The sequence below is a fragment of the Acrocarpospora pleiomorpha genome (assembly GCF_009687885.1).
GTDB classification, from domain to species: Bacteria; Actinomycetota; Actinomycetes; order Streptosporangiales; family Streptosporangiaceae; genus Acrocarpospora; species Acrocarpospora pleiomorpha.
On record NZ_BLAF01000004.1, the window covers coordinates 568,546 to 593,981 of the forward strand.

At 72.2% G+C, this 25,436-nt stretch carries 24 protein-coding genes and 1 riboswitch; of the genes, 13 read left to right on the forward strand and 11 right to left on the reverse strand.

Going from position 1 to position 25,436, the window contains the following annotated elements; genetic code table 11:
- Positions 1–6 precede the first annotated feature (6 nt).
- A complete protein-coding gene (locus tag Aple_RS02715; RefSeq protein ID WP_155342791.1) occupies positions 7–678 on the forward strand; it encodes a response regulator in 672 nt (223 codons plus the stop codon).
- Positions 679–714: 36 nt separating this feature from the next.
- On the opposite strand, the gene Aple_RS02720 is transcribed toward Aple_RS02715, so the two are convergent.
- Positions 715–1,143 (reverse strand): hypothetical protein, encoded by a 429-nt coding sequence (locus Aple_RS02720; RefSeq protein ID WP_155342792.1) that lies wholly within the window; start codon positions 1,141–1,143, stop codon positions 715–717.
- Between the two features lie 118 nt (positions 1,144–1,261).
- Positions 1,262–1,630 carry a VOC family protein gene (locus tag Aple_RS02725; protein WP_155342793.1) on the reverse strand — a complete coding sequence of 123 codons (369 nt, stop codon included), beginning with the start codon at positions 1,628–1,630 and terminating at the stop codon, positions 1,262–1,264.
- Between the two features lie 104 nt (positions 1,631–1,734).
- Between Aple_RS02725 and Aple_RS02730 the strand changes: the two genes are divergently transcribed.
- Positions 1,735–2,100, forward strand: coding sequence for a YciI family protein (locus Aple_RS02730; RefSeq protein ID WP_155342794.1), 366 nt, complete (start codon positions 1,735–1,737; stop codon positions 2,098–2,100).
- Positions 2,097–3,350 carry an RNA polymerase sigma factor gene (locus tag Aple_RS02735; RefSeq protein WP_155342795.1) on the forward strand — a complete coding sequence of 418 codons (1,254 nt, stop codon included), beginning with the start codon at positions 2,097–2,099 and terminating at the stop codon, positions 3,348–3,350. The genes Aple_RS02730 and Aple_RS02735 overlap by 4 nt, the downstream gene beginning before the upstream one ends.
- Before the next feature lie 3 nt (positions 3,351–3,353).
- Here the strand turns inward: Aple_RS02735 and Aple_RS02740 are convergent, their stop codons facing one another.
- Positions 3,354–6,479 (reverse strand): ATP-binding protein, encoded by a 3,126-nt coding sequence (locus Aple_RS02740; RefSeq protein ID WP_170321252.1) that lies wholly within the window; start codon positions 6,477–6,479, stop codon positions 3,354–3,356.
- 115 nt (positions 6,480–6,594) lie between these two features.
- Here Aple_RS02740 and Aple_RS02745 point away from each other — a divergent pair, with 115 nt between their 5' ends.
- Positions 6,595–7,521 carry a carbon-nitrogen hydrolase family protein gene (locus Aple_RS02745; protein WP_155342797.1) on the forward strand — a complete coding sequence of 309 codons (927 nt, stop codon included), beginning with the start codon at positions 6,595–6,597 and terminating at the stop codon, positions 7,519–7,521.
- A 12-nt stretch (positions 7,522–7,533) separates the two neighbouring features.
- Here the strand turns inward: Aple_RS02745 and Aple_RS02750 are convergent, their stop codons facing one another.
- Positions 7,534–8,304 carry a TetR/AcrR family transcriptional regulator gene (locus Aple_RS02750; protein ID WP_155342798.1) on the reverse strand — a complete coding sequence of 257 codons (771 nt, stop codon included), beginning with the start codon at positions 8,302–8,304 and terminating at the stop codon, positions 7,534–7,536.
- Positions 8,305–8,337: 33 nt separating this feature from the next.
- Between Aple_RS02750 and Aple_RS02755 the strand changes: the two genes are divergently transcribed.
- The 3 genes from Aple_RS02755 to Aple_RS02765 are packed head-to-tail and all read left to right on the forward strand — an operon-like array spanning position 8,338 to position 12,383.
- Positions 8,338–9,279, forward strand: coding sequence for an ATP-binding cassette domain-containing protein (locus Aple_RS02755; RefSeq protein WP_170321253.1), 942 nt, complete (start codon positions 8,338–8,340; stop codon positions 9,277–9,279).
- Positions 9,276–10,058: an ABC transporter permease gene (locus tag Aple_RS02760; RefSeq protein ID WP_155342799.1), complete on the forward strand. Its 783-nt coding sequence runs from the start codon at positions 9,276–9,278 to the stop codon at positions 10,056–10,058. The genes Aple_RS02755 and Aple_RS02760 overlap by 4 nt, the downstream gene beginning before the upstream one ends.
- Positions 10,059–10,106: 48 nt before the next feature.
- The gene (locus Aple_RS02765) at positions 10,107–12,383 is read left to right on the forward strand and encodes a DEAD/DEAH box helicase (protein WP_246264053.1); all 2,277 of its coding nucleotides are present in this window, start codon (positions 10,107–10,109) and stop codon (positions 12,381–12,383) included.
- Between the two features lie 168 nt (positions 12,384–12,551).
- Here the strand turns inward: Aple_RS02765 and Aple_RS02770 are convergent, their stop codons facing one another.
- Positions 12,552–13,214: a CHAP domain-containing protein gene (locus Aple_RS02770; RefSeq protein ID WP_246264055.1), complete on the reverse strand. Its 663-nt coding sequence runs from the start codon at positions 13,212–13,214 to the stop codon at positions 12,552–12,554.
- A gap of 35 nt (positions 13,215–13,249) precedes the next feature.
- Positions 13,250–13,433, reverse strand: a riboswitch (cyclic di-AMP (ydaO/yuaA leader).
- Between the two features lie 270 nt (positions 13,434–13,703).
- Here Aple_RS02770 and Aple_RS02775 point away from each other — a divergent pair.
- Complete coding sequence (locus Aple_RS02775) at positions 13,704–13,874, forward strand: hypothetical protein (protein ID WP_155342801.1); 171 nt, start codon at positions 13,704–13,706, stop codon at positions 13,872–13,874.
- 130 nt (positions 13,875–14,004) lie between these two features.
- Here Aple_RS02775 and Aple_RS02780 read toward each other — a convergent pair whose 3' ends face one another.
- The 3 genes from Aple_RS02780 to Aple_RS02790 all read right to left on the reverse strand — a co-directional run bounded on the left by Aple_RS02780 (position 14,005) and on the right by Aple_RS02790 (position 17,462).
- The gene (locus tag Aple_RS02780) at positions 14,005–14,481 is read right to left on the reverse strand and encodes a hypothetical protein (protein ID WP_155342802.1); all 477 of its coding nucleotides are present in this window, start codon (positions 14,479–14,481) and stop codon (positions 14,005–14,007) included.
- 79 nt (positions 14,482–14,560) lie between these two features.
- The gene (locus Aple_RS02785) at positions 14,561–15,901 is read right to left on the reverse strand and encodes a serine hydrolase domain-containing protein (protein WP_155342803.1); all 1,341 of its coding nucleotides are present in this window, start codon (positions 15,899–15,901) and stop codon (positions 14,561–14,563) included.
- Between the two features lie 10 nt (positions 15,902–15,911).
- Positions 15,912–17,462, reverse strand: coding sequence for a hypothetical protein (locus Aple_RS02790; protein ID WP_155342804.1), 1,551 nt, complete (start codon positions 17,460–17,462; stop codon positions 15,912–15,914).
- A 90-nt stretch (positions 17,463–17,552) separates the two neighbouring features.
- Between Aple_RS02790 and recD2 the strand changes: the two genes are divergently transcribed.
- Together recD2 and Aple_RS02800 are read left to right on the forward strand one after the other, a co-directional pair.
- Positions 17,553–19,742 carry an SF1B family DNA helicase RecD2 gene (gene recD2, locus Aple_RS02795; RefSeq protein ID WP_155342805.1) on the forward strand — a complete coding sequence of 730 codons (2,190 nt, stop codon included), beginning with the start codon at positions 17,553–17,555 and terminating at the stop codon, positions 19,740–19,742.
- 173 nt (positions 19,743–19,915) lie between these two features.
- On the forward strand, positions 19,916–21,163 hold the full coding sequence (locus Aple_RS02800) for a L,D-transpeptidase (RefSeq protein WP_246264057.1): 1,248 nt from the start codon (positions 19,916–19,918) through the stop codon (positions 21,161–21,163).
- Here Aple_RS02800 and Aple_RS02805 read toward each other — a convergent pair.
- The 3 genes from Aple_RS02805 to Aple_RS02815 form a co-directional block, all read right to left on the reverse strand.
- Complete coding sequence (locus Aple_RS02805) at positions 21,160–21,339, reverse strand: hypothetical protein (protein ID WP_155342806.1); 180 nt, start codon at positions 21,337–21,339, stop codon at positions 21,160–21,162. The two genes, Aple_RS02800 and Aple_RS02805, sit on opposite strands and share 4 nt — an antisense overlap.
- A 47-nt stretch (positions 21,340–21,386) precedes the next feature.
- On the reverse strand, positions 21,387–22,370 hold the full coding sequence (locus Aple_RS02810) for a radical SAM protein (protein WP_155342807.1): 984 nt from the start codon (positions 22,368–22,370) through the stop codon (positions 21,387–21,389).
- Positions 22,371–22,612: 242 nt separating this feature from the next.
- The gene (locus tag Aple_RS02815; protein WP_155342808.1) at positions 22,613–23,743 is read right to left on the reverse strand and encodes an FAD-dependent oxidoreductase; all 1,131 of its coding nucleotides are present in this window, start codon (positions 23,741–23,743) and stop codon (positions 22,613–22,615) included.
- Positions 23,744–23,820: 77 nt separating this feature from the next.
- Between Aple_RS02815 and Aple_RS02820 the strand changes: the two genes are divergently transcribed.
- From Aple_RS02820 to Aple_RS02830, 3 genes are all read left to right on the forward strand, one after another.
- Positions 23,821–24,261, forward strand: coding sequence for a MarR family winged helix-turn-helix transcriptional regulator (locus tag Aple_RS02820; protein WP_170321254.1), 441 nt, complete (start codon positions 23,821–23,823; stop codon positions 24,259–24,261).
- A gap of 209 nt (positions 24,262–24,470) precedes the next feature.
- Positions 24,471–24,794: a DMT family transporter gene (locus Aple_RS02825; RefSeq protein WP_155342810.1), complete on the forward strand. Its 324-nt coding sequence runs from the start codon at positions 24,471–24,473 to the stop codon at positions 24,792–24,794.
- Positions 24,791–25,432 (forward strand): TetR/AcrR family transcriptional regulator, encoded by a 642-nt coding sequence (locus Aple_RS02830; protein ID WP_155342811.1) that lies wholly within the window; start codon positions 24,791–24,793, stop codon positions 25,430–25,432. Before Aple_RS02825 ends, Aple_RS02830 begins: the two co-directional genes overlap by 4 nt.
- Positions 25,433–25,436 lie beyond the last annotated feature (4 nt).

A 25,436-nucleotide genomic window follows, 5' to 3' on the forward strand; every position in this document is an offset into this window, starting at 1 on the left:
GCCCGCATGAGCGGACCGGTGGGCGTGCTGATCGTGGATGAGGATCCGCGGTCGCGGGCGGGGCTGCGGCTGGTGCTGGGGGCCGCGGCGGATCTGCGGGTGGTGGGAGAGGCGGGCGACGGGGCGCAGCTCGTGCCGATGGTGGAGCGCCATGATCCGGATGTGGTGTTGATGGACATCTGGATGTCGGCCTGGGACGGGCTGGCCGCGATCGTGGTGTTGCGGGAGCGGCCGGATCCGCCGGAGGTGATCGTGTTGAGCGCGGCCGACGCCGATGAGCGGGTGTTGCGGGCGCTGCGGGCGGGGGCGGCCGGGTTCCTGCGTAAGGACACCCCGGCGGCGGAGGTGGTGAGCGCGGTCCGCCGGGTGGCGCGGGGGCAGCCGGTGCTGTCTCCGGCGGTCACCCGGCGGCTGGTCGCGCGGGTCTCCGACTCCGATCGTGATCGGCGGCGGGCGGTGGCCCGGGCCGGGCTGGCCTCGTTGACCGCGCGGGAGCACGCGGTCGCGGTGGCCGTCGGCCGGGGACGCGGCGACGAGGAGATCGGAGTGCTGCTGTTCCTGAGCGTGGCGCAGGTGGAGGCGCACGTGGCGAGCGTCCTGGCCAAGCTGGGACTCAACAACCGGGTGCAGATCACGCTGCTGGTGCACGACGCGGGCCTGCTGGACGGTCAGGGCTGAGCGCGTCGTCCATACATCCGGCCGGGGAGAATCTTCTCAGACGCGGGTCAGGATGGAGTCGCAGCCGTCTCCGCCCGGGTAGACCCAGGCGCCCGCCATCGTGTCGCCGTCGAACTCGCCTTTGAAGTAGGCCGGTGAGCCCGGTTCCCCGGCCCAGATCGTCAGGGTGTCGCCGTCGAGTTCATACACGTAGTCGAAGGTGTTGCCCTGGTTGTCGTAGTAACGGGACCTGATCTCCCGGCCGGGCTCGGCGCCGAGCGGGCGCTCCCGGCCGATGATCTCCAGGCCGGTGACGGGCTCGCCGAACTGCCACAGGCGCACGTCCTGGGCGAGGAAGAAGCCGCCCTCCAGCCACCGGTAGGTGACCGTGCCGGTCGCGCCGCCGCTCACCGTCCAGGTGCCGACCAGCCGGTCCAGGGCGCGCAGGGCGGCGTCGGGCGTGCGGGTCTCGTTGGAGTACGTCATGGTCTGTCCCTTATCTCGCGGTGTACTTCACCCCCACCGGCGCGAGACAGGGCCTAGCCGCCGCCAGACGCGGCCTAGCCGTGGCGGGCGCCCCTGATGGGCGCCCGCCCCGGGTCGCCTAGTCCTCCTGCAGTACGGACAGGATGTTGCCGGCCGGGTCCTTGAACCAGGCGATGAGCGGGCCGCCCCGCCGGAAGACGCCGTCCTCGTCGACCCCTTCGTAGGTTTCGAAGGTGACGCCGCGCGCCCTCAGGTCCGCCATCGCGGCTTCGATGTCCGGGACCGGGAAGTTGAGGATGGTGAACGTCGCGGGCGTGTGCTGGTCGCCCTTCGGGTAGACGAGGGTGTCGCGGTCCCCGGCCAGGTGCAGGAACAGCAGACCGTTGCGCTCGCTGACGTTGAGCCCGAGCGTCTCGCCGTAGAACTTCCTGGCCTCGGCGATGTCGTCCACGGAGAACCCGCTGAACGCCTTGGTGTTCTCGAACATGATGTTCCCTCCTGCTCTCGGTCTCTTCTCGATGGAGACGTAGAAACCAACGAGCCGGTTTCGACATGGTGGGTGTGGAAATGCCGCTACCCAGGAAGACACCGATGAAATATCTGATCCTGATCTACACTAACCCGGCCACCCGCAAGGTCTGGGACGCTCTTCCCGAGGCCCAGCGTGAGGCCGGCTACCAGGCTCATCTGGCTTTCCGGGAGAGCCTGGCCGACTCCGGCGAGCTGATCGTGGCCGAGGCGCTGGCCGATCCGGCCACCGCGCGGCGGGTGACCGCGACCGGGGGCCGGACGAGGACCGCCGACGGTCCGTTCGCGGAGGCGAAGGAGCTGCTGGCCGGTTTCTACCTGATCGAGTGCGAAAGCCTGGAGCGGGCGATCGAGCACGGCTCGCGTGTCCCGGAGGCGGAATTCGGCCTGGTCGAAGTCCGCCCAATCCTGGACCTGCACGCGCCATGAACCCATCGAACCCATCGAGCCTTTCGAGTGCTTCCCGGTCTACCGGCGTCGAGGGCCTGCTCCGCGCGCTCGCGCCGCAGGCGCTCGGCGCCCTGGTCCGCCGGTACGGCGGCTTTGACACCTGCGAGGACGCTGTCCAGGAGGCCCTGCTGGCGGCGGCCGTGCAGTGGCCGCGCGACGGAATCCCCGCCAATCCGAAAGGCTGGCTGATCACGGTCGCCTCCCGCCGCCGGATCGAGCTGTGGCGGGAGGACTCGGCCCGGCGCCGGCGCGAGGAGAGCGCCGCCGCGCTGACCCCGCCGGATCCCGATCCCGCGCCCGCCGCCGACGACACCCTCACCCTCCTGCTGCTGTGCTGCCACCCCTCGCTCACCCCGACCTCCCAGGTCGCCCTGACCCTGCGCGCCGTGGGCGGCCTGACCACCGGCGAGATCGCCCGCGCCCTGCTCGTGCCGGAAGCCACGGTCGGCCAGCGCATCAGCCGCGCCAAGCAGCGCATCAAAACCAGCGGCGCCGAATTCCGCCTGCCCCCCGAGGCCGAACGAACCGCCCGCCTCGACGCGGTCATGGAAGTCCTCTACCTGATCTTCAACGAGGGCTACACCGCCAGCTCGGGCCCCGACCTGAGCCGCGCCGACCTCACCGCCGAGGCCATCCGCCTCACCCGCCAGCTGCGCGATCTCCTCCCCGGCCATGGCGAGGCCGCCGGACTGCTCGCCCTCATGCTGCTCACCGACGCCCGCCGCCCGGCCAGAACCCGCCCCGACGGCGCCCTGATCCCCCTGGCCGAGCAGGACCGCACCCGCTGGAACGCCGAAGCCATCGCCGAAGGCGTCGAACTGATCACCCAGACCCTCGCCGCGGCCCTCATCGGCCCCTACCAGCTCCAGGCCGCGATCGCCGCCGTCCACGCCGAGGCGGCCCGAGCGCAGGACACCGACTGGCGCCAGATCCTCGGCCTGTACGACCTGCTGCACGCCCTGGCCCCCGGCCCGATGGTCACCCTCAACCGCATCGTCGCCACCGCCATGGTCCACGGCCCGCGCGAGGGCCTGGCCAGGTTGACCGAAGCCGAGTCCGACCCCGCCCTGTCCGGCCACCACCGCCTGGCCGCCGTCCGCGCCCACCTCCTGGAACTCGCCGGCGACCTGCCCGAGGCCCGGACCTGCTACCGCCTCGCCGCCCGCCGCACCCTGAGCCTCCCCGAACGCCGCTACCTCGAGTCCCGCGCCGGCCGCCTCACCCATTGATCCTTATCGCGGTGCGGGTCCCGGGTCGTACCGGCAGGTGGTGCCCGTCCGCACGGTGCGGTCGAGGTGTTCGCCGAGTTCGGGCAGGGCCTCGCCGACGCGGCGGATGGCGTCGCGGATCCGGGCGGTGACGGCCTTGCGGGCGCGTTCCGCTGCCGTGGCCGCGAGCGGGCGCGAGCCGCCGCCGGGGCGGGTGGCCCGGCGCAGCTCGGTGAGGAGTTGCTCGCGTTCGTCGGTGGCGCGTCGCGTGCGGCCCAGATCGGTGTTCTCCTGTGCGGCGGCGAGTTCGTCGTCGAGCTCGGCCAGCCGCCGCCGGTAGGCGGCGAGGGCCGTCCGGTCGAGGATCGGCTCGAATCGATCCGCACCGGCGTGGACCGGGTCGCCGCCGGCCAGGTCCAGCGCGGGCCGGTCCTCCCCGGGCCGGGCCAGCAGCGCCGCCAGGTCGTGCAGCCCCTTGAGGTCGCGGAGGTAGGCACTCTGCCCGCGGTAGGTCGCCTGCCACATGTCGCCGACGCGGCGAAGCCGCGGACCGCCGGTGTCTTCGTGCGCGGTGTCTTCGTGCGCGGTGTGCTGGGGTGCGCCGTCGAGGGTCGCCAGAGCGCGCTGGGTCTCGGCCTGCCAGGCGTGGGCGCCGAGCCGGCGGTGCGCCTCGAGTGCCCGGTCCAGCCACTGCCGGGCCGGTGCCGGCTGGCCGAGGGCGGCGTAGAGGAGCCCGACCCGGTGGGCGTGCGCGCCCATGAAGCAGACGAGGGCGCCGTTGACCGCGCAGCTGTCGGCGACCGGGAGCAGATCGTCGAGGAGCCGCCGGCAGAGCGGGCGGTCGTCAAGCGCGATCGCGGCGGCGGCCAGCTCGCCGACGAAGACGGACCACAGGTAGGAGCGGTCGGTGCGCCAGTCCGGCAGCGCGAGGACGGTGTCGAGCTCGCGGCGGGCGGTGTCGAGGTCGCCGGCGCGGGCATGGAACCCGGCGGCGACGGCGTGGGCGTGCGCGGGGGCGCCGATCCACCAGCGGACCGCCTCGGCGGCCATGTCCCGCAGTTCGGCCGGGTCGTCGCGGGCGCGGGCGATTTCGAGGCGCTGGGACATGCGCACGTTGCCGGTGTCGCTGTCGCCGACGGCCCGGCCGAGGGCGTCGGCCTCGATGGACAGCCGCTCGCCGGTGTCGATGTCGCCGTCGAGAAGGGCGAGCGCGGCCTGCCGGGTGCGCAGCAGGTAGTCGTGGCGGGGCTGGCGCAGCCGTCCAGTGTGGTGCCGGTACTCGGCGAGGGTGGCGCGGAAGGCCGCCGAGGCGCTCTCCAGCTGGGCGGTGGCCAGCAGGAGCAGGGCCTGGGCATGCCGTTCCTGGTCGCCGGCCTGGCCGGCCAGGCCGGCGATCTCCGCCGAGATCGCGGCCCGGTCGGTGGCCGTGCCCGGGGTCCACAGCGTGTCGTGGTGGGCGAGCAGGCAGCTGGCCAGCGTGGCCGGATCGTCCAGGGTACGGGCGATCGCGACCGCGTTTTCGGCCAGCGGCCGGGCCCGGGGACGGTCGGCGGGGACGGAGTGCTGCAACTGGCGGGCCAGCGCCGCGGTCACCTGCGCCTCAACCGGCGTGCCCGTGCCGGCGAGGGCCTGCCGGGCGGTGTCGAGGATGGCGATCAGGTCGGTGCGGGGCATGGCGAAGCGGGCGCCGACCCGGTCGAGGCCGAGCGCGGCCGCGCCGAGCAGGTCGCCGCGGCCGGTGGCGGTGGCCCGGGTCCAGGCGGCGCCCAGCAGCGCGCGGGCCCGGGTGGTGTCGCCGGCGCGCAGCCGCAGCTCGGCCTCCTTGGTGAGCAGGTCGACCTGCTCGTGCTCGGCCAGCGGCTGCCCGGCGTCGCTGACCGCCGACCGGACCCGGGCGAGATGGCCGGCGGCCTCGGTGAAGGCGAACCGGTTACCGTCGGCGTCGGCGGCCAGCCGCGCCCACGCCATCGCGGGCGCCGGGCCGGTCAGTTCGACGGCGGCGGCGAAGTGAAAGGCCAGCTCGGCGGCGAACACCGGGCCGCCCCGCTCGTGGCGGCGCAGCAGCGCCGCGGCGACCCGCTGGTGCAGGTCGAGCCGCCGCGCCGGCGGCAGGGTGGTGTAGATGGTCTCCCGGTAAAGGTCGTGGGTGAACCGGCCGGGACCGGCCTGGTCGGCCGGGGTGAGGATGCCCGCCCGGCTCGCCTCGGCGGCCAGCTCGGCGATCCGGGTCGGGCCGGTCCTGGCCACGTCGGCGAGGACGTCGGCGAGGACGTCGGGCAGGACGACGCTGCCGGCGACGGCCGCCGCCTCCAGCAGCTGCGCGCACTGGCCGGTCAGGCGGGCCAGGCGGCGTCCGATGACGTCCCGAACCGCGGCCGGAATCTCGGTGGCGGGGCCGCCGGCGGCGAGCAGGCGGCACAGCTCCCGGGTGCAGAAGGGGTGCCCGCCGCCGCGGCGGTTCACCAGCTCGGCCCACCGGTCCGCCACCGCCGCCCCGGCGACGGCCTGGATCAGGTCGGCGACCTCGCCCGGGGACATGCCGTGTAACGGCACGAGCTCGGCTGTGGTGGCCAGATCGGCCAGCGCGGCGGCGACGTCCGCCGCCGGTTCCCGCGGCCGGTAGGCGCCGACCAGCAGCAGCGCGCCGGGATGGTGCTGGCCGGCCAGGAACCGCAGCAGGTCCACGGTGGACAGATCGGCCCAGTGCAGGTCGTCCAGGATCACCACCACCGGGGCGCCGGCGGCCGCGTCGGCCAGCAGGCGGCCGGCCGCCTCGAACACGCGTACCCGCACTGTCGTGTCGGCATCCGCCGCCGCGGGCGAGTCGGCGGCCAGTTCCGGCACGATCGCCACCAGTTCGGCGGAGGGGGTGCCGAGCCCGGCGCGCTGCTCGAGCAGCGCCCGCAGCGCCTGCGTCCACGGCCACCACGCCGGTGCCTGGTCGGCGTCCCAGCAGGTGCCCCACACGACCGTGGCGCCCGCAGCCGTGGCTTCCTCCGCGAACCGGGTCAGCAGGGCGGTCTTGCCGATCCCGGCCTCACCGGTGACCAGCGCCAGCCCCACCCGGCCGCCGGGCGGTGCGGTGGTGAGGGCCTGGTAGACGGCGGTCAACCGGGCCAGGGGCTCGATCCGGCCGACGAAAGTGAACATGTCTGGCATCCTCCGCTGGCGCCGGGCGAAAGTGCTAGGCGGTTTCTGGCGGGAGCCAGCCGCGTTCTGGCGCGTTCCGGGGTATGACCGGCATATTTGAGACAGGCGGGCGGCAATGACAACCGTGAAGATCGCCGCCGTGCAGGCGGCGTACATCCTGATGGATCAGAAGGCCTGCCTGGAGAAGGCGGCCGAGCTGCTGCGCCAGGCGGCCGCGGCGGGAGCCGGGATCGTGGTGTTCCCCGAGGCGTTCATCCCCGGCACCCCGATCTGGATCGACTCCCGCCCGATCTGGGACGGTGACGACGACTGGTACGCACTGCTGGTCGAGCAAGCCGTCACGGTCCCCGGCCCGATCACCGACGCCCTGGCCGCCGCCGCCGGCGAAACCGGCACCTACCTGGTGATCGGGGTGAACGAACGCGAACCGCACGGCACCACCATCTACAACACCACCCTCTACTTCGGACCCGACGGCACCCTGCTCGGCAAACATCGCAAGCTGATGCCCACCGGCTCGGAACGCACCGTGTGGGGCATGGGCGACGGCTCCACCCTGCCCGTCATCGACACTCCGTACGGCCGGCTCTCCGGGCTGATCTGCTGGGAGAACTACATGCCCCTGGCCCGCTTCTACCTCTACAGCCAGGGCGTGGACATCTGGACCGCCCCCACCCTCGCCCAGGGCGACGGCTGGCTCGCCGCCATGCGCCACATAGCCCATGAGGGCCGCTGCTACGTGATCGGCGTCAACCCGTGTGTCCACATCGACCAGATCCCCGCCGACTTCCCCCACCGCGACCGGGTCTGGCGCGCCGAGCAGGAATGGGTCGAACCCGGCAACAGCATCATCATCGATCCCACCGGCAAGATCCTCGCCGGACCCGCCCGGCACGAGGAGACCATCCTCTACGCCGACATCGACCTGGCCGCGGTCCACGCCGCCCGCCGCTACTTCGACCCGGTGGGCCACTACCACCGCCCCGACATCTTCCAGCTCACCGTCGACACCAGCCCCCGCCCACCCGTCATCAAGGCCTGAAGGCCGCCGCCGTCAGCCTTCGCGGAGGCTGACGACCAGCGTCTGGATGCCGTCCAGCACGCGGGCCAGGCCGAACTCGAAGGCGTGGCCGGGGTTGTAGGCCGCGCCGTGTTCCTGGCCGGCCGCCGTGCCGACGCGGGAGGCGATCGGGAAGCGGGTGTGGTCGACCAGGGCGTTCAGGAACGGCGCGTAGGTCTGCCACCACTGCTCGTCGGTCATCCCGGTCTCCTGGGGCGCCCGGGCGGCCTCCACCGCGCCGCGCGCGGCGCCGAGGACGTAGCCGTAGACGAGCGTGACGACCGAGTCCATCTCCACGTCGGACAGGCCGATGCCCTCGACGGCGGACAGTTCGAACTCGTATTTGGCCATCGCGTTCGGGCCGAGCGCCGGCCGGCCGGTGGCGACCTGCAGGAGCCACGGGTGGCGGTGGTAGAGCGCCCACTGCTCGCGCGCGATCGACTCCAGCCGCGCCCGCCAGCCGCCGGTGGGCGCGGCCTGGTAGAGGTCGCCGTAGACGGTGTCCAGCATGACGTCGATCAGTTCGGCCTTGCCCGGCACGTACGTGTACAGCGACATCGTGCCCACACCCAGGCGTTCGGCCACCCGGCGCATCGACAGCGCGGCCAGCCCGTCGGCGTCGCCCACCTCGATGGCGGCCCGCACGATCAGGTCCACGCTCAGCTCGGGTTTGCCCTTCCTGGACGCCCTGCCCTTGCCGGGGGTGCGCCAGAGCAGCGCCAGGCTGCGGGCGGGGTCGCCCTGCCCGCTGTATTCCGTCGTCATGGTGCAGGCCAGCCTACCCGTACGCTTAACCGTATGCCGTACGGTACGCTGTACGGCATGATACGCGTCACCGGTCTGGGCAAACGCTTCGGCGCCACCCCAGCCCTGGACTCCCTCGACCTGCACGTCCCCGAAGGCCAGGTGCACGGCCTGCTCGGCCCCAACGGCGCCGGAAAGACCACCCTGGTCCGCATCCTCACCACCCTGCTGCGCCCCGGCGCCGGCCAGGCCCGCGTCGCCGGCTTCGACGTGGTACGGCAGGCCGCCGACGTGCGCCGCCACATCGGCCTGGTCGGCCAGCACGCCGCCGTCGACGAGCTGCTCACCGGCCGCCAGAACCTGGCCATGTTCGCCCGCCTCTCCCACCTGCCCCCGCGCGCCGCCACCGCCCGCGCCGACCAGCTGCTGGACCAGTTCGGCCTGGCCGACGCCGGCCGCAAACCGGCCAAGGACTACTCCGGCGGCATGCGCCGCCGCCTGGACCTGGCCGCGGGCCTGATCCTCGCCCCGCCGGTGCTGTTCCTGGACGAGCCCACCACCGGCCTGGACCCGCGCGGCCGCGACCAGGTCTGGTCCGCCATCCGCGACCTGGCCGGGCGCGGCGCCACGATCCTGCTCACCACCCAGTACCTGGAGGAGGCCGACCGGCTCGCCGACCGGATCTCGATCATCGACGGCGGGCGGCTGGCGGCGGCCGGAACCCCGGCCGAGCTGAAGGCCACCATCGGCGGCGACCGGATCGAGGTCGTCGCCGCCTCGGCCGCCGACCTGGCCGCGGTGGCCGCGCTGCTCGGCCCGTACGCGCACATCGACGAGGAGGCGCGGCGGGTGAGCGCGCCCGCGCCGGACCGGGTGGCGGCGCTGACCCGGGCCGTGCGCGGCCTGGAGGAGGCCGCCATCGCGGCCGAGGACATCGGCGTGCGCCGCCCCACCCTGGACGAGGTCTTCCTGCGACTGACGGAGAGAATCACATGAGATGGGCTGTCGCCGACGGCTGGACGATCACCCGCCGCGACCTCGCGCACTGGGCCAACCAGCCCGGCCAGATCCTGGCCGGGCTGCTGTTCCCGGTCATGATCGTGCTCATGTTCGGCTACCTGTTCGGCGGCGGCATGACCGTCCCGGGCGGGGGCGACTACCGCGAGTTCCTGATGCCGGGCATGTTCGCGCTGACCATGGTCTTCGGCCTGGAGACGACCTTCGCCGCGGTCAGCGCCGACGCCGCCCGCGGGGTGACCGACAGGTTCCGGTCGCTGCCGATGGCCTCCTCGGCGGTGGTGACCGGCCGGGCCGCCGCCGACCTGCTCAACTCGGCCCTGACGCTGGCCGTGCTGGTCGGCTGCGGCCTGGCGGTCGGCTGGCGGGCCGAGGCCGGGCCCGGCCGGGCGGCGCTGGCGGTCGGCCTGGTGCTGCTGCTGCGGTTCGCGCTGCTGTGGCTGGGCATCTGGCTCGGCCTGGTGGTCGGCAACCCGGAGGCGCTGGTGGCGGTGCAGATCCTGGTGTGGCCGGTCGGATTCCTGTCCAGCGCGCTGGTCTCGCCCGCGACCATGCCGGGCTGGCTGGGCGCGATCGCCGAGTGGAATCCGCTGTCGGCGACCGCAGCCGCGGCCAGGGAGCTGTTCGGCAATCCGGGCTGGGGCGGCGACTCGTGGGCGGCCCAGCACGCGGTCACGCTGGCGGTCGCCTGGCCGCTGCTGATCACGGCGGTGTTCTTTCCGCTCTCGATCCGGGCTTTCCGGCGGCTGGGCGGCTGACCCCCCGGTAGCGTGTCGGACCACGGCGCGAGAGGGGAGTCCCGAAGCGTGGCACGAGACCCCGATCGGGTCGCCCTGGTCCGGGGCATGGCCGTCTTCGAACCCGCGGAGCCGCCCCGGGAGGGCCGGATCGCCTTCCACCCGCCGCCCGGCGCGCCGGGACCGGTGGTGCGGATGGCGGTGGCCGAGGCGATGCCGCTGCTCAGCCTGGCCCGCCGCGAGACCGGCGCGCACCCGTCGGCCGCCTTCTGGGGGGCGGCCGTGGTGGTGGCGCTGCAGCTGGTCGCCCGCGGCCGGATCCGGCCCGCCGGGGACGGCTCCTGGCGGGCCGGGCCGCTGACCGGCCTGGACGTCGAACGCGTCGAGGAACTCGTCGCCACGCTCGCGGACCCGGACGCGGAAGGCCTGGTCCGGGCGTTCCTGGACGCGGTCGCCGACGGCATGCCCCGCACCGCGGCCGCCATGCACGCCACCCGCGCCCCCGCCCCGGTATCAGGAGGGCGGGGATCCGAGCCCAGGCCCGGCACGGGGAAGCTGACCGTGCGCGCCGTCGTCGGGGCCGGCGAGCCCGCTCCCGGCGATCTGCGCGCGCTGCTGTCCGGCGGCGGCCTGCTGCGCTTCGACTGGCAGCTGGCCCTGGGCGGCGACCCGCTCACCGAAGCCGAGATGGACCTGCTGGCCGAATCCGCCCGCCCGCTGGTACGGCTGCGCGACCAGTGGGTGCACCTGGACGCCGCCACCACCCGCCGGGTCCGCAACCGATCGATGAAACCCCTCACCCCGATCGCCGCGCTGGCGCTGGCCCTGACCGGCTCGGCCGACCTCGACGGCGAGCGGGTCGAGATCGCCGCCACCCCGTGGCTGGAGGCGCTGCGGCGGCGCATCGCCGACCCGGGGGCCGCAGCGTCGAACGGACCGCCGATCGGGCCGCCGCCCGGGCTGGCCGCGACCCTGCGCGACTACCAGCTGCGCGGCCTGCGCTGGCTGGCCGCCATGACCTCGCTCGGGCTCGGCGGCTGCCTGGCCGACGACATGGGCCTGGGCAAGACCGTCACGCTGATCGCCCTGCACCTGCACCGGGGCGGCGGTCCCGCCCTGGTGGTCTGCCCGGCCTCGCTGCTGGGCAACTGGGAGCGCGAGATCCGCAGGTTCGCCCCCGGCGCGGCCGTGCGCCGTTTCCACGGGCCCGGCCGTACCTTGGATGGGGTGGTGGACGGGTTCGTGCTCACCACGTACCCGACGATGCGCCTGGACGCGGAGCGGCTGGCCGCGACCGCCTGGGATCTGGTGGCCGCCGACGAGGCCCAGCACGTCAAGAATCCCCGCTCCGGCGCGGCCCGCGCGCTGCGAGCGATCCCCGCCGGGGCCAGGGTGGCGCTGACCGGCACTCCCGTCGAGAACTCCCTCACCGAGCTGTGGGCGATCCTCGACTGGACCACCCCCGGCCTGCTCGGCGCCCTCGGAAACTTCCGCGCCCGCTGGATCCGCCCCATCGAATCCGAGAAGGACCCCGAAGCGGCGGCGCGGCTGGCCGCGCTGGTGCGGCCCTTCCTGCTGCGCCGCCGCAAGAGCGACCCCGGCATCGTGCCCGAGCTGCCGCCCAAGACCGAGACCGACCAGCCGGTGCCGCTCACCCGCGAGCAGGCCGCCCTCTACGCCGCCGCCGTCCGCGAGGGCATGGCGCGGATCGCCGACGCCGACGGCATGGCCAGGCGCGGCCTGGTGGTGAAACTCCTGACCGGGCTCAAGCAGATCTGCAACCACCCCGCCCACTACCTGAAGGAGCCGCACGGCCGCCTGGCCGGCCGCTCCGGCAAACTCCAGCTCCTGGACGAACTGCTGGACACCATCCTCGCCGAGGACGGCGCCGCCCTGGTCTTCACCCAGTACGTCGCGATGGCCCGCCTGCTCGAGCGCCACCTGGCGGCCCGCGGCGTAACCACCCAGCTGCTGCACGGCGGCACCCCCGTCGCGCGCCGCGAGGACATGGTCCGCCGTTTCCAGGACGGCGAGGCCCCGGTCTTCCTGCTGTCGCTGAAAGCCGCCGGGACCGGCCTGAACCTCACCCGGGCCGACCATGTCGTGCACTTCGACCGCTGGTGGAACCCCGCCGTGGAGGAGCAGGCCACCGACCGCGCCTACCGGATCGGGCAGACCCGCCCCGTCCAGGTGCACCGGCTCATCGCCGAGGGCACCGTCGAGGACCGCATCGCCGACCTGCTGCGAACCAAGCGCGCCCTGGCCGACGCCGTGCTCGCCGCCGGAGAGGCCGCGCTGAGCGAGCTCCCCCTGGACGAGCTGGCCCGCCTGGTCGAATTACGCTGAATCCATTTATTGGCACGGCCCCGCGCGGACGGGAGGATTTCCGCGCGGGGCCGGGGGAAGCTGCCCGGCCGGTGGACGGCCGCCATACCGCTAGGGGATGGGCCAGGTATGGCGCGTGTCCGCGGGCGCAGCGTTACCCGGTGGCCGGGCAGCCGGCTCTGATCGGTGTCAGGCGGGCAGTTGCTCGGCGTAGACGGGGTAGCCGTAGCCGACGACCTCGGCGGTGGGGCGGGTGCGGATCTCCACCTTGCCGTTGCCGGTGTTGCCCTCGACGGTCTTGATGGTGCCGTCGCCGTTGTCCTTGATGACGAAGCCGACGTGGTCGATGTTGTGGAGGTTCTTGCCGCCGTCCCAGCCGAAGAAGACGACCGCGCCGGGGGTCGGGGTGGTGCCCCAGCGCTTGTTCTGCTTGAACCAGTCGGCGTGGGAGACGGTGTAGGCGTCCCAGCCCATGGTGGGGCGGATGCCGAGCTGGTCGCCGACCCAGGAGACGAACATGTCGCACCAGGCGGCGTTGCGGTAGGCGTACACCGAGCCGCCGTCGCGGGCGACGGTCTGCTGGGCACGGGGGGAGTTCATGTACCACTGGTGGAACTTGGTGCCACCGCCGTAGTAGTTCTCGCTGACGCCGACCTGGCTCTGCGCCAGGCGCAGCACCTGCTCGGAGCTGACTCTGGGCAGCTTCTGGGCGATCTTGAGCAGCGGGCTGGCGTCCGGGTGGAAGTCCGCGGCGTCCGCCGCGTGGGTGTCGGCGTGGGCGGTGCCCATGGCCGCGGTGGTTCCGGTCAGCACCACACCGGCGAGGAGAGTGGTGGCCAGGGTGACGCGCACGTGAGAATTGGGGGCTCGCATGTGGGGTCTTGCTCCCTTGCTTCCATGCCGCCTACCGGGTTAGCTGACGGATTCGGGCGTGGAAGTCGCCCTACGGCCTGCGGGTGCAGGCCGATTCACCCCGAGAGGGCTGGGATTTGGTGCTTTCGTGTCGGGAGAGTGATCCCGGCCCTCGATGGTTCCCCGGCTCCGCGTGAGCGGACTCGACGGTCGGGCCGTCCCAGGAGCGGAACGGCCGTTCGATTGTGTTGTGGGGCATCCTTGACCTGGTTTGACGTCCCGGTGCCCCGGGTTCCATCGAAGGTAGACGAATCACCCAAAAGGGTCAAATGCCGACAAGTGGGTACATGTGGGGAGTCATGGGATTTCAGGGCCGTTAACGCCCCCGGTACGGGCTCCGGTGACAGCCACCGCGGCGAAGGCGCGGATGACGGAATGCGGGAATTCCACGGCCAATTCGGGCCAGAACAGGGAGAGCGGGAGGAACGGATGATCATCCAGTCCTGCCATCCGGATCTCGTCCTGAGCGTCGTGCCCGGTAAAGCGCAGACAGTGCTCTTCCAAGGTGGCCTGATGGCCGGATTGATCCCGAAGGAGCAGTTGTACCGGACCAGCGCGGGCCCCTCGCCCATGATCGAAGCTGTCCCGCCAGGCGGGTGACGGGACAGGTGCTTTACCGCGGGCGACCGGCTGCGGTCGCCCGTCTTGATCTTGCCGAGGATCGTCTTCTGGTTGCCTGCCCGCCAGGCGGGTGACGGGCAGTCGATCTACTCTGGGTGACTAATTCCGGTCACTTGTTCCGGATCTCGTCGAGGATCTCCTGCAGCATCTTGTTGGCCGCGATCTGGTTACCTTCGACCCGCTCCAGGCGCGAAGTGTGGTCCTTCTGCGTCTCTTCAACCCGTCCGAGGCGTTCGCCGTGCTCTTCCTGGACAGTTTCGAGTCGTCCGAGGCGCGCAGTGTGGTCCCGCTGCGTCTCCTCAATCTCGCCCAGGCGGTCGCTGTGCTGGCTGAGCTTGTTGTCGGCATCACCGAACAGCCAGGTGAGGGTGTCCATCCTGCTGTCGGCCTTGGTGAACTGCTTGTTCATCTCATGATGCATCATCTTCAGACGCCTAGCTGCCTCGTCCAGGCTGGCGTGCGCCGCCGCCGAGCTCCGATTGGCGAGATCGGCGACGGCGTGAGTCTCCTCCGCCTGTGGTTCCTTCTCGCGCATCTTGCGGAACTCCTCTTCGAGAACGGTCACACGGTCTTCGAGGGTGGGCACTTCGACCTCCTGCTTGGGGGGTTTCCGACGCCCCAAACCTATCGGCCGCTGCGCTCCGCGAGCGACCAAACACAAACGGTCATCGCCATCCTTCTGGGTCCACACCCCCAGGAATCGGGGCAGATGGATCGTAGGGTTCGCGGCTGAAGATGAACGTGTTGAGGGAAATATGCACACCCCCGGGATGACGTTCTACCCGCAGCGTCTCACCCGCGTAATACCCGTCCAGCCCGAGCCAGCTCCCGTCCGCCTGGGCGGCGAACCGGGACGCCCGCCCGACCGCCCCGAGCGGCGTCAGGGACAGGCCGCGCCGGGGGAGCAGCCGCAGCGCGTACGCGGTCGGCCCCCAGTACCAGGGCCCGGTCAAAGCGAGCAGGTCCTCATCGGCGGCGGCCGGTTCCCATTCGGCGGGCAGCGGCGGCTCGTGCTCGGCCAGGATGTCCAGCAGGTCGAACACCAGCCGCCCGCGCACACCCGAGGTGGTGTTGGCCAGGAACAGCACGCCGACCCCGTCGGCCGGGTCGCTCCACACCGTGGCCAGGAAGCCGGGCATCGACCCGGTGTGCCCGGCCAGCATCCGGCCGCCGTGGCGAGTCAGCTGCAGGCCCAGGCCGTACCCACGTTCCCAGGAGGGGCCGTCCTCCACGGCGGCCGGCTCGCGCATCTCCGCCAGGGTGCTCGCCCGCAGCACGCCGCCGCCGTCTCCGGCCAGGAAGGCCGCCCACCGGGCCAGGTCGGCGGCCCCGCTCCACAGCTGCCCGGCGGGGGCCATCCCGCCGGCGTCGTGCTCGGGTTCCGGCAGCAGCACGTCCGCCCACGGGTGCACGGCCAATCCCTGCGCGTGCGGCGGCTCGGCGCGCTCGGTCACCGCCCCCATCCCGAGCGGCTCCAGGATCTCCTCGCGCACGGCCCGCGCCCACCCCATGCCGCGTTTGCGGGCCACCAGCTCGCCCAGCAGCCCGTACCCGACATTGGAGTAGTGGAAGCGCCGCCCGGGACGGTGGCGGGCGATCTCGGGCCCGAGATCGCCGAGCAGACCGGCGGCGGGCGCGCCCGGGGTGCGCTCCCACCACTCGCCGGGCGGCTCGGCGGTCAGCCCGCCGGTGTGGGACAGCAGCTGCGCCAGCGTGAGGTCCCCGACCGGCGTGCCGGGAACGTGCTTGTCCAGGGGGTCGAGCAGGTCCAGCTCGCCCTCGTCGCGCAGCCGCAGCACCAGCACCGCCACCATGCTCTTGGTGATCGACCCCAGCCGGTACCGCGTCCCGGGTGTCGGGGGCGCGCCGGCGACGCGGCCGCGCGCCCCGAACCACACGGTCTCGCCGCCCCGGACCAGGGCGGCGACCAGCGAGGGAACCCGGCACTCGGCCTGTTCCGCGGCCAGCCGGTGGAGCAGGGCGCGGCCCGTGCTTTCGAGAACCATGGGCGACAGGCTAGTCCTCCCGCACCGGGATCAGGTCGGGGCCCACGATGTGTCCCTGATGGGGTTCCGGCGCGGCCTGGTCGTGCAGGAAATGACCGGCGTACCAGACGACCAGGTTGGCGCCGTCGATGTCCTCCCCGTCCAGGAATCGGTTGAGATGGGTTTTGCTGTCGGAGGGGCGGCCCATGTGGCCGCCGTCGTGCAGTTCGGTGGCGCGGTGGCGCAGGAACCAGGCGTCGGCGACGCCGTAGGAGTCGGAGCTGGAGTCGTGCTCGCCCGGCCAGATCTGGTAGCCACGGCGGGTCTTCTTGTCCAGCACCTGCCAGGCCTTGATCGTGCCGCGCCGCCGCCGCGAGGTCTCCCGCTTGATGGGGACGCTGTCCAGGACGATGCCGCCGCCGTCCTGCAGCTGCTCGACGGTGTCGTTGGCGGCCCCGTCCAGGTCGAAGTCGAGCCGCCAGTACGCGTGGTGCTGGTGCCGGTTGCAGGTCATCGGGTCCTTGGTGCCGGCGAAACCGAACCGGGGGCGGATGGTGCCGTCGTCGGCCAGCCGCCAGTCCGACACGTACCGGTACCAGCCGGCCTGCAGCTCGCTGACGATGCGTAACTCCTCGCCGTCGTGGTGGAACGCGACGCCCTGGAAGTCGCCGCGGTCGTCCTCGGGGCGTTCCAGGATGGTCTGCGGCGGCGCGGAGCACAGCCGCCAGCCCCATCCGGCCGGGTCCTCGCCGGTGGCCTTGAACACCGTCTCCTGGTTGGCCCAGTCGCGGAAGTTGGTCTCGCCGTCGCCGTACAGGACGTTCAGGACCGGCATGTGCGCCTGCCGCAGGACCAGCTTGCCCCGGTAGCGGACGTTCAGCAGCTCGACGCCGGCGCCGTCGGGGGCGGGCTGGGAGGCGCGCGGGCGCACCACCACCAGGTTCCATAACTCGACGCCGTCGCGGACCACGCGGACCCGCACCTGGTCGGGGCCGCCCCGGTCGACGAGCGAACCGACCCCTTCGGGCAGGTGCTTCTCGCAGTCGTCGTCGGTGTGGGCGGCCACGTCGGCCGGATGCCAGTCCACCTCGTGGGCGGCCAGGTCGACGGCGACGATCTGGTGGCGGGGCCCGCCCGCCGGGTTGTAGACGCCCAGCGTGGGCCGCCGCACCAGGCTCCCGTCGGGCCGCTCCAGATCCGCCAGCGGCGGCATCGGCTCGTAGATGACCACGTCCTCGCCGGACGGGAAGCGCGGGTCGCCGCGCAGGATCTCCGCCGCGGCCGCGAGCTCGCCGGGCTGCGGGCGGGGCCGGACGGCGCTGGGCCGCACCTCGACCTCGTCGAGCCGGTCCAGGGTGCCGCGCAGCTCCACGGCGCGGTTGCCGACCGGGTCGAACACGTGCGCCCGGAAGGCCGCGCCTGGCCCCGGGTCGTGGCCGAGGGCCGCCGCGTCGCCGGCGATCAGCTCTTCGACCTGCTCCAGGTGCCCCCGCACCTGGGCGTGGCCGCGCGCCAGCTCGCGCACCTGCTCGGCCCGCAGCCCGGGCCGTCGTACCGGTTCGATGGTCACTTTCACGCTCATGATCGACTCCCCGTCGGTAGGTGCCTCCGTCGTACACCGTCGCGCCCGCCCCCGCCAGCCGATCACGCGGAAACCGCTACGCTCACAGCCATGGAAGGCGCCAGTCTCGACGCGGTGCTGGAACGCGTCACCTACGCCAACGAGGAGACCGGCTACACCATCGCCAGGGTCGCCACCGAACGCTCCGGCGCCGAGCTGCTCACCGTGGTGGGGCCGCTGCTCGGCGCGCAGCCGGGGGAGTCGCTGCGCCTGACCGGCCGCTGGACCTCCCACCCCCGCTACGGCCGCCAGTTCGAGGTGTGGTCCTACACCACCGTGCTGCCCGCCACCGTCCAGGGCATCCAGCGCTACCTCGGCTCCGGCCTGATCAAGGGCATCGGCCCGAAAATGGCCGAACGCATCGTCGGCCACTTCGGCGCCGACACCCTGCGCGTCATCGAGGAGGAACCCGCCCGCCTGGTCGAGGTCCCGGGCCTGGGCCCCAAACGCACCAAGATGATCGGCGCCGCCTGGGAGGAACAGAAGATCATCAAAGAGGTGATGATCTTCCTGCAGGGCGTCGGCGTCTCCACCTCCATCGCCGTGCGCATCTTCAAGCAGTACGGCGAGCAGTCCATCACCGTCGTCCGCACCGAGCCCTACCGCCTGGCCGACGAGGTCTGGGGGATCGGCTTCAAGACCGCCGACACCATCGCCCAGGCCGTCGGCATCCCCCACGACAGCCCGCAACGCGTCAAAGCCGGCCTGCGCTACACCCTCTCCCAGGCCGCCGACGACGGCCACTGCTTCCTGCCCGCCCCCAACCTCGTCGCCGACGCCGTCAAAATCCTCGACGTGCCCGCCGACCTGGTCGCCACCTGCCTGGAGGAACTCGCGGCCGCCGAAGGCGTCGTCCGCGAGGACGTCCCCGCCGGGGACGGCACCGTCCCGGCCGTCTACCTGGTGCCCTTCCACCGCGCCGAGCAGTCCCTCACCGCCACCCTGCGCGGCCTGCTCACCACCTCGGGCGACCGCCTCCGCGCCTTCGCCGACGTCGACTGGCCGGCCGCCCTGACCTGGCTCAAAACCCGCACCGGCGCCGACCTGGCCGCCGAGCAGGACCAGGCCGTTCGGCTGGCGCTCACCGAGAAGGTCGCCGTCCTCACCGGCGGCCCCGGCTGCGGCAAGAGCTTCACCGTCCGCTCCATCGTCGAACTCGCCCGCGCCAAACGCGCCAAGGTCATCCTGGCCGCCCCCACCGGCCGCGCCGCCAAACGCCTATCCGAGCTGACCGGCCACGAGGCCACCACCGTGCACCGGCTGCTGCAGCTGCGCCCCGGCGGCGAGGCCACCTTCGACCGCGACAACCCCCTGGACGCCGACCTGGTCGTCGTCGACGAGGCCTCCATGCTCGACCTGCTGCTGGCCAACAAGCTCGCCAAGGCCGTCGCCCCCGGCGCGCACCTGCTGTTCGTCGGCGACGTCGACCAGCTCCCCTCCGTCGGCGCCGGCGAGGTCCTGCGCGACCTGCTCGCCGCCCCCGGCGTGCCCCGGGTGCGGCTCACCCAGATCTTCCGCCAGGCCGCCGAGTCCGGCGTCGTGGTCAACGCCCACCGCGTCAACAACGGCCAGTCCCCGCTGGTCCGCGAGTTCCGCGACTTCTTCCTGTTCCCCTGCGAGGAACCGGAGGAGATCGCCGCGCTGACCGTGGACGTGGCCGCCCGCCGCATCCCCGCCAAGTTCGGCCTCAACCCGCGCCGCGACGTCCAGGTCCTGGCCCCCATGCACCGCGGCGCCGCCGGCGCGGGCGCCCTCAACCTGGCCCTGCAGGAAGCCCTCACCCCCGCCCGCGAGGGCATGCCGGAACGCCGCTACGGCGGCCGCGTCTTCCGCATCGGCGACAAGGTCACCCAGCTGCGCAACAACTACGACAAGGGCGCGGCCGGGGTCTTCAACGGCACCGTCGGCGTCGTCACCGGCATCACCCCCGAGGAGAACCGGCTAACCGTCCTGACCGACGAGGACGAGAACGTCGACTACGCCTTCGACGAGCTGGACGAGCTGGCCCACGCCTACGCCGTCTCCATCCACCGCTCCCAGGGCAGCGAATACCCCGCCGTGGTCATCCCGCTGGCCACCAGCGCCTGGATGATGCTGCAGCGCAACCTCCTCTACACCGCCATCACCCGCGCCAAACGCCTGGTCGTCATCGTCGGCTCCCGCCGCGCCCTCGGCCAGGCCGTGCGCACCCGCGGCGCCGGCCGCCGCCACACCGGCCTCACCCACCGCCTGGACCTCTAACCCGGACCGTCAAGCGGGAATCAAAACGGCAGGCGCGGACTTTACTCTTCAGGGCGCCGAATTCACCTGGTTTCGCTACCAAAATGTGAGCTAACTCTCCAGAAAGATGCGGACACGTGCGGCCAGCCCTAATAGTGTCTTTGGGTGCGCTTTGCCACCGTGGGGGAGAGGTTGTGCTGAACAGGAAGACGCGCGGCACCTGGCCGGTCGGCGCGATCGCCACGATCGCCGTAACGATGACGGTGCTGCTTTCGGCATGCACCAGCGGGTCCGGCGGCGGCCTGCTCGGCGGCGGCGGCGTGACCGAGGCGACCGAGAAGCCATCGATCCCCGCGCCGGCGATCACGATCGTCCCCGCCGAAGGCACCAACCGGGTCAGACCCGACAAGAACGTCGTCGTCACCTCCGAAGGCGGCGCCCTGGAGGAAGTCCTCGTCGAATCGGCCGGCGAGAACATCGAAGGCGAATTCGACGCCGACCGGACCAAGTGGACCTCCAACAAGCCGCTGCGGCCCTCCAGCACCTACACCGTGTCGGCCAAGGCCACCGGTGAGGGCGGCCCCACCACCGCGACCAGCGAGTTCACCACCCTCAAACCCAAGGCCGAGCTGGCCGTCGCCGACGTGACCCCCGGCATCAAGGGCGAGACCGTCGGCGTCGGCATGCCCATCATGGTCACCTTCAACCAGGCCGTCACCAACAAGGCCGCCGTCGAGGCCGCCCTCAAGGTCGACGCCCAGAAGCCCGCCGAAGGCGCCTGGCGCTGGATCAGCGACCGCCTGGTCATCTACCGGCCCGCCAAATACTGGCCCGCCCACCAGAAGGTCACCTTCACCGCCGACCTCACCGGCATCCGCGGCGGCCCCGACATGTACGGCACCAAGTCCTTCACCCACACCATCAAGATCGGCGCCCGCCTGGTCAGCGTGGTCAACACCAAGACCCACATGATGGTCGTCAAGAAGGACGGCAAGGTCGTCCAGACCATGAAGATCAGCGCCGGCAAGGCCACCACCCGCGAGTACACCACCACCAGCGGCGTGCACCTGACCATGTCCAAGCACAACCCCGAGACCATGATCTCCCCGGGCAAGAAGGAAGGCGACCCCGGCTACTACAAGGAGATCGTCAACCACGCTGTCCGCATCTCCAACAGCGGCGAGTACGTGCACTCCGCCCCCTGGTCGGTCGGCTCCCAGGGCCGCGCCAACGTCAGCCACGGCTGCATCAACGCCCACCCCAACCAGGCCAAGTGGTTCTACGACAACTTCCACCGCGGCGACGTGGTCACCGTCGTGGGCACCGACCGGGAACTGGAGTGGAACAACGGGTGGGGCTTCTGGCAGATGTCGTACGCCAAATGGAAGAGCGGCAGCGCCCTGAAGGACGAAGCCGCCGACTCCGAAGTCTCGCAGGGCTAGTGAACGCCTAGTTTCATCAGCAGGAACGCGCCGATGAACTTCACGACCACCAGGCCGATCACGATCAGGAAGACGATGAGGGCGGGCTTGTGCTCGAAGTGCTTGCCCTCCTTCAGCGGCGGCCGCTTGGCGACGCGCTCGGCGATACGCTCCTCGATGGGCTTACGGTTGAACATGCTTTAACCGTACAGGGCGGGGCTTGAGGGCCCGCCACGAGCCCGGCTCACACCAGCGACAGCTGGCGGGCGGGGGAGCGGCGCCGCTTCCACCCGCGGGCGGAACGCCCGATTCCGTACGTCTCCGCCAGCACCGCCACCTGCGCCGCGATGCCCGCACGGTACTCCGGCGGCGCGGTGGGCGACTTGCCGTACAGGGCGGCGTAGCGGGGGACCAGGCCGGGATGCTCGCGCTCCAGCCACGCCATGAACCACTCCCGCGCCCCCGGCGGCAGCCGCAGCACCACCGGCGTGACCGCGACCGCCCCGGCCTCGGCCGCCCGCCGGACCGTGGCCCGCAGATGGTCGGACGAATCGGTGATCAACGGCAGGATCGGCGCCATCAGCACCTCGCACGGCACCCCATCGTCGTTGAGCGCCGCGCACACCTCCAGCCGCCGCTGCGCCCCCGCCGCGCCCGGCTCGAGACCGCGCCGGATCTTCTCGTCCACGAAACCGACCGACACCGCCGCCCGCGCCCGGGTGAGCTTGCCCGCCTCCCGCAGCTCCGGCGCGTCCCGCAGGATGAGCGGGCTCTTGGTCAGCACCGTGAACGGATTGCCCGCCTCGGCCAGCGCCCGGATGATCTGCGGCATCAGCCGGTAGGTCTCCTCCGCGGGCTGGTAGCAGTCCCCGGTCAGCCCCAGCGCCACCGGCTCGCCCTGCCAGCGCGGCGAGGCCAGCTCCCGGCGCAGCCGATCGGCCAGATTCGTCTTCACCACGACCCGCGAGTCGAAATCGTCGCCCGCGTCCAGGCCGAGATAGCGGTGCCCGCGCCGGGCCGCGCAGTACCGGCACCCCGCCTGGCAGCCCCGGTAAGGGCTGGCCGCCCACCCGAACGGCAGCTCCATCGCCGCCGGAACCCGCTCCAGCGCCACCCGCGCCGCCACCTCGTAGCAGGTCAGACCGCCGAACTCCCGGGTCACCGCCTGCCGCTCGATCCGCGGCCGCTGCGGGCCCCCGTCCAGCAGGGGGAGAGCATCCCATGGCATAGAGATCAGTAGAACACGCATTCGACCACGTCCGCCACCCGTTCCCGCAACCCCGGGCGGAACGGGATCGAACGCCCCTACTCGCGGAGGCCGATCTTCGAAGGCACCACCCCGCATGACGATCCGCACACGAGCGGGCGCCCTGCTCACCCTTACCGCACCCGCGTCCGGCCCAACGTTGACCTGCTCGTCCAGTCGAACAAGGTCCTACGGCGAAATGCTCGCGCCAGTGGTGGTGCGCGTTACCGGCGCCAGGGAGCGAATGGGTGGTTGCGGGAGGCGGCGACCGCCTCGAAGGCGTAGGCGAACATCTCCCGTTCGTACCGCGCCACCGCCGCGGCCAGGCCGCCGGTGCCTGCGGCCGCGATCTCGGCCGCCAGCAGGGCGGCGTCCTTCAACGCGATGTTCGCGCCCTCGCCGCGGCCCGGTGACATCGTGTGGGCCGCGTCGCCGAGCAGGGTCACGCCCGGGGCCTGCCACGGCGGGAAGGGCAGCGCCGATCGCAGGCGCACCGCGAACGTGGCCGGCACTTCGGCCTCCGCCACGATGCGGCGGACCGCCGGGTGCCAGCCGCCGATCATCTCGGCGGCCAGCCGGTGCAGTTCCTCGGGACCGGCGCCGGCGGGCGGTCCGTCCGGCCAGCCGTCGACCGTCCAGGCCAGATAATCGGGAATGCCGGTCAGGGCGGGGCCCGCCGCCGGAGTGTGCCGGCGGCAGGTGGCCACCGACATCGCGCCCACCAGGCCGGTGACCCGGTTGAAGCTGTCCAGCAGCACCTCGGGCAGCCAGCCGAGCAGGTCGGGGGAGATCGTGGTCCGGCCGTACACGGAACCGCCGAGATCCTCCAGTTCCGCGTGCGGCGCGATGATCCGCCGCACCGCCGAGCCGGTGCCGTCCGCGCCCACCAGGAGATCCCCGGTGGCGGTGGAGCCGTCGGCGAAGCGGGCCAGGACGCGGCCGTCGGCGGTGCGGTCGAAGGACTCGAAGGCCGCGCCGAAACGCACGTCGCCGCCGAGGCCGGACAGCAGGATCTCGCGGAGGGTCAGCCGGTTGACGCCCAGGTGTTCCTCCGGCGGCAGCGCCGGGATGGGCTTGCTGAACCGGGGTGTCAGCCGCTCGTCGGTGAAGGTCATCGTGGTGGCGGGGCGGATCGAGGTGGCCAGGCACAGCGCGTACAGGTCGGGGGGAAGGCAGGAGCGCAGCGCCTGCACGCCCGCGGATTTGAGGGTGATCCGGTAGCCCTGGCCGCGGCGGGCGGGGGACGGGTCGGCTTCGAAGACGGTCACGCCGACACCGGCCCGGCGCAGTCCCTGAGCCAGGCACAGGCCGCCGATCCCGGCACCGGCCACCAGGACGTGGGGGGCATCGTTCATGGCCGCGAAGCTAGCACTTAGCTGTCACGGCAGCAAATGTCGGAGCAGTTAATTTGGGGGCAGCTACCATGACGACCATGGACGCCACCCCCGACCCCGCACCCCCGTTCGACCTCATCCTCGCGGGCGGCGCCCAGCTCACCCAGGTCGCCCGCGACCTGCGCACCGCCCTAGACGACGACCTCGCCCCCTTCGACGTCACCTCCCAGCAGGCCGCCCTCCTCATGCACGCCAGCGGCAACACCCCCAACCGCCTCGCCGCCCTCCTCGGCACCGACACCGCCGGCATGACCCGCCTGCTGGACCGCCTCGAAACCAAGAACCTCATCCGCCGCCAACGCAACCCCGCCGACCGCCGCTCCATCGTCATCGAACTCACCCCCGAAGGCCGCGCCCTCCTCCCCAAGATCGCCCCCAGCTTCGGCCGCGCCAACACCCGCCTACTGCGCGGCTTCACCACCGCCGAGATCACCCAACTCCTGGCCATGCTCAACCGCATGCGCGACAACCTCGCCTGACCTCCGCCGATCATCCGGCCCGTCGCGAACCAGCGGGTCAGCCGGATATTCAGGGTGACCCGCGAGCCATTCCAAGTGGCCCCATGGCCGGCGTTCTGCGGCGACGTCAAGGCGCTGCTCGGCGCCGGCGCGATTGGCGGCGTATGAGCGGCGGGTTGGCCTGTCCGCTCGGCTAAACTGGGACAAGCGTGCCGTTTTGAGGAGATGTCATGGCGTGGATCCTGCTGGGCTTCGCGATCGTATCCGAGGTCCTGGCCACTACCGCGCTCAAGCTCAGTGACGGGTTTGCCCACAAGGGCTGGGCTGTGGTCGTTGTCATCGGCTACGTCGCCTCTTTTGTTCTGCTGTCGCAGGCGCTCAAGCTGCAGATGCCCGTCGGTGTCGCGTACGCGGTCTGGGCCGGCATCGGCACGGCCGCCGTCGCCGCCATCGGCACTTTGTTCCTCGATGAATCCATGAACCTCGCCAAAGCCGGTGGAATCCTGCTCATCATCGGCGGCGTCGTCCTCATCAACCTCAGCGGATCCCATTGACCAGCCACGGGCATTCCGTACCGGCGGGGGAGAGGGCCGGCGAAGCTGCCACCGGCCGGCAGGCGGCCGGGAAGGCCACCCAGAGGCGTGCCCAGGCGCGGCGCGGCGCCCTGCTGGACGCCGCCGTCGCTCTTCTGGAAGACGGGGGATTTTCCGCCGTCACCCATCGCGCGGTCGCCCACCAGGCCGGTGTTCCTCTCGCCGCGACCACCTACTACTTCGACTCCCGCGACCAGCTCGTCGCGCACGCCTTCACCCGGCTCGTCGAGCGCGAACTCGCCGCCATCGGCGCCATCCTCGACAGTCCCGGCTCGCTCGTGGACCGGCTCACCGCCCTGGTCGAACAGGACCGCGCCCGCCAGCTCGGCCTGTGGGAGCTCTACGTCCACGCCGGGCGCGACCCCGTTCTCCAGGCCATCGCCCGTACCTGGACCGACGGCTGCGACGCCGCCCTCGCCGTCGCCCTGCGCCGGGACCGTTACCCGCACGCCCTCGGCGACGTCCGCTTCCTGGCCACCCTGCTGTCCGGCCTCTGGGTCGAAACCACCGTCGAAGCCCGCTCGGGAACAGCCGCCTACGACACCCTCACCCGAGCCCTCAACGCCCTCCGCGCCTCCGAGGCGCCCACGACGACCTAGCCGA

What these genes read in the sequence shown, in the direction of transcription:
- Aple_RS02760 (WP_155342799.1), top strand. Translation starts at nt 9,276, where the DNA reads ATGAGATGGGCTGTCGCCGACGGCTGGACGATCACCCGCCGCGACCTC.
- Aple_RS02805 (WP_155342806.1), bottom strand. Translation starts at nt 21,339, where the DNA reads ATGTTCAACCGTAAGCCCATCGAGGAGCGTATCGCCGAGCGCGTCGCC.
- Aple_RS02750 (WP_155342798.1), bottom strand. Translation starts at nt 8,304, where the DNA reads ATGACGACGGAATACAGCGGGCAGGGCGACCCCGCCCGCAGCCTGGCG.
- Aple_RS02815 (WP_155342808.1), bottom strand. Translation starts at nt 23,743, where the DNA reads ATGAACGATGCCCCCCACGTCCTGGTGGCCGGTGCCGGGATCGGCGGC.
- Aple_RS02755 (WP_170321253.1), top strand. Translation starts at nt 8,338, where the DNA reads ATGCCGTACGGTACGCTGTACGGCATGATACGCGTCACCGGTCTGGGC.
- Aple_RS02715 (WP_155342791.1), top strand. Translation starts at nt 7, where the DNA reads ATGAGCGGACCGGTGGGCGTGCTGATCGTGGATGAGGATCCGCGGTCG.
- Aple_RS02790 (WP_155342804.1), bottom strand. Translation starts at nt 17,462, where the DNA reads ATGAGCGTGAAAGTGACCATCGAACCGGTACGACGGCCCGGGCTGCGG.
- Aple_RS02735 (WP_155342795.1), top strand. Translation starts at nt 2,097, where the DNA reads ATGAACCCATCGAACCCATCGAGCCTTTCGAGTGCTTCCCGGTCTACC.
- Aple_RS02820 (WP_170321254.1), top strand. Translation starts at nt 23,821, where the DNA reads ATGGACGCCACCCCCGACCCCGCACCCCCGTTCGACCTCATCCTCGCG.
- Aple_RS02745 (WP_155342797.1), top strand. Translation starts at nt 6,595, where the DNA reads ATGACAACCGTGAAGATCGCCGCCGTGCAGGCGGCGTACATCCTGATG.
- recD2 (WP_155342805.1), top strand. Translation starts at nt 17,553, where the DNA reads ATGGAAGGCGCCAGTCTCGACGCGGTGCTGGAACGCGTCACCTACGCC.
- Aple_RS02740 (WP_170321252.1), bottom strand. Translation starts at nt 6,479, where the DNA reads ATGTTCACTTTCGTCGGCCGGATCGAGCCCCTGGCCCGGTTGACCGCC.
- Aple_RS02810 (WP_155342807.1), bottom strand. Translation starts at nt 22,370, where the DNA reads ATGCCATGGGATGCTCTCCCCCTGCTGGACGGGGGCCCGCAGCGGCCG.
- Aple_RS02785 (WP_155342803.1), bottom strand. Translation starts at nt 15,901, where the DNA reads ATGGTTCTCGAAAGCACGGGCCGCGCCCTGCTCCACCGGCTGGCCGCG.
- Aple_RS02720 (WP_155342792.1), bottom strand. Translation starts at nt 1,143, where the DNA reads ATGACGTACTCCAACGAGACCCGCACGCCCGACGCCGCCCTGCGCGCC.
- Aple_RS02730 (WP_155342794.1), top strand. Translation starts at nt 1,735, where the DNA reads ATGAAATATCTGATCCTGATCTACACTAACCCGGCCACCCGCAAGGTC.
- Aple_RS02825 (WP_155342810.1), top strand. Translation starts at nt 24,471, where the DNA reads ATGGCGTGGATCCTGCTGGGCTTCGCGATCGTATCCGAGGTCCTGGCC.
- Aple_RS02725 (WP_155342793.1), bottom strand. Translation starts at nt 1,630, where the DNA reads ATGTTCGAGAACACCAAGGCGTTCAGCGGGTTCTCCGTGGACGACATC.
- Aple_RS02775 (WP_155342801.1), top strand. Translation starts at nt 13,704, where the DNA reads ATGATCATCCAGTCCTGCCATCCGGATCTCGTCCTGAGCGTCGTGCCC.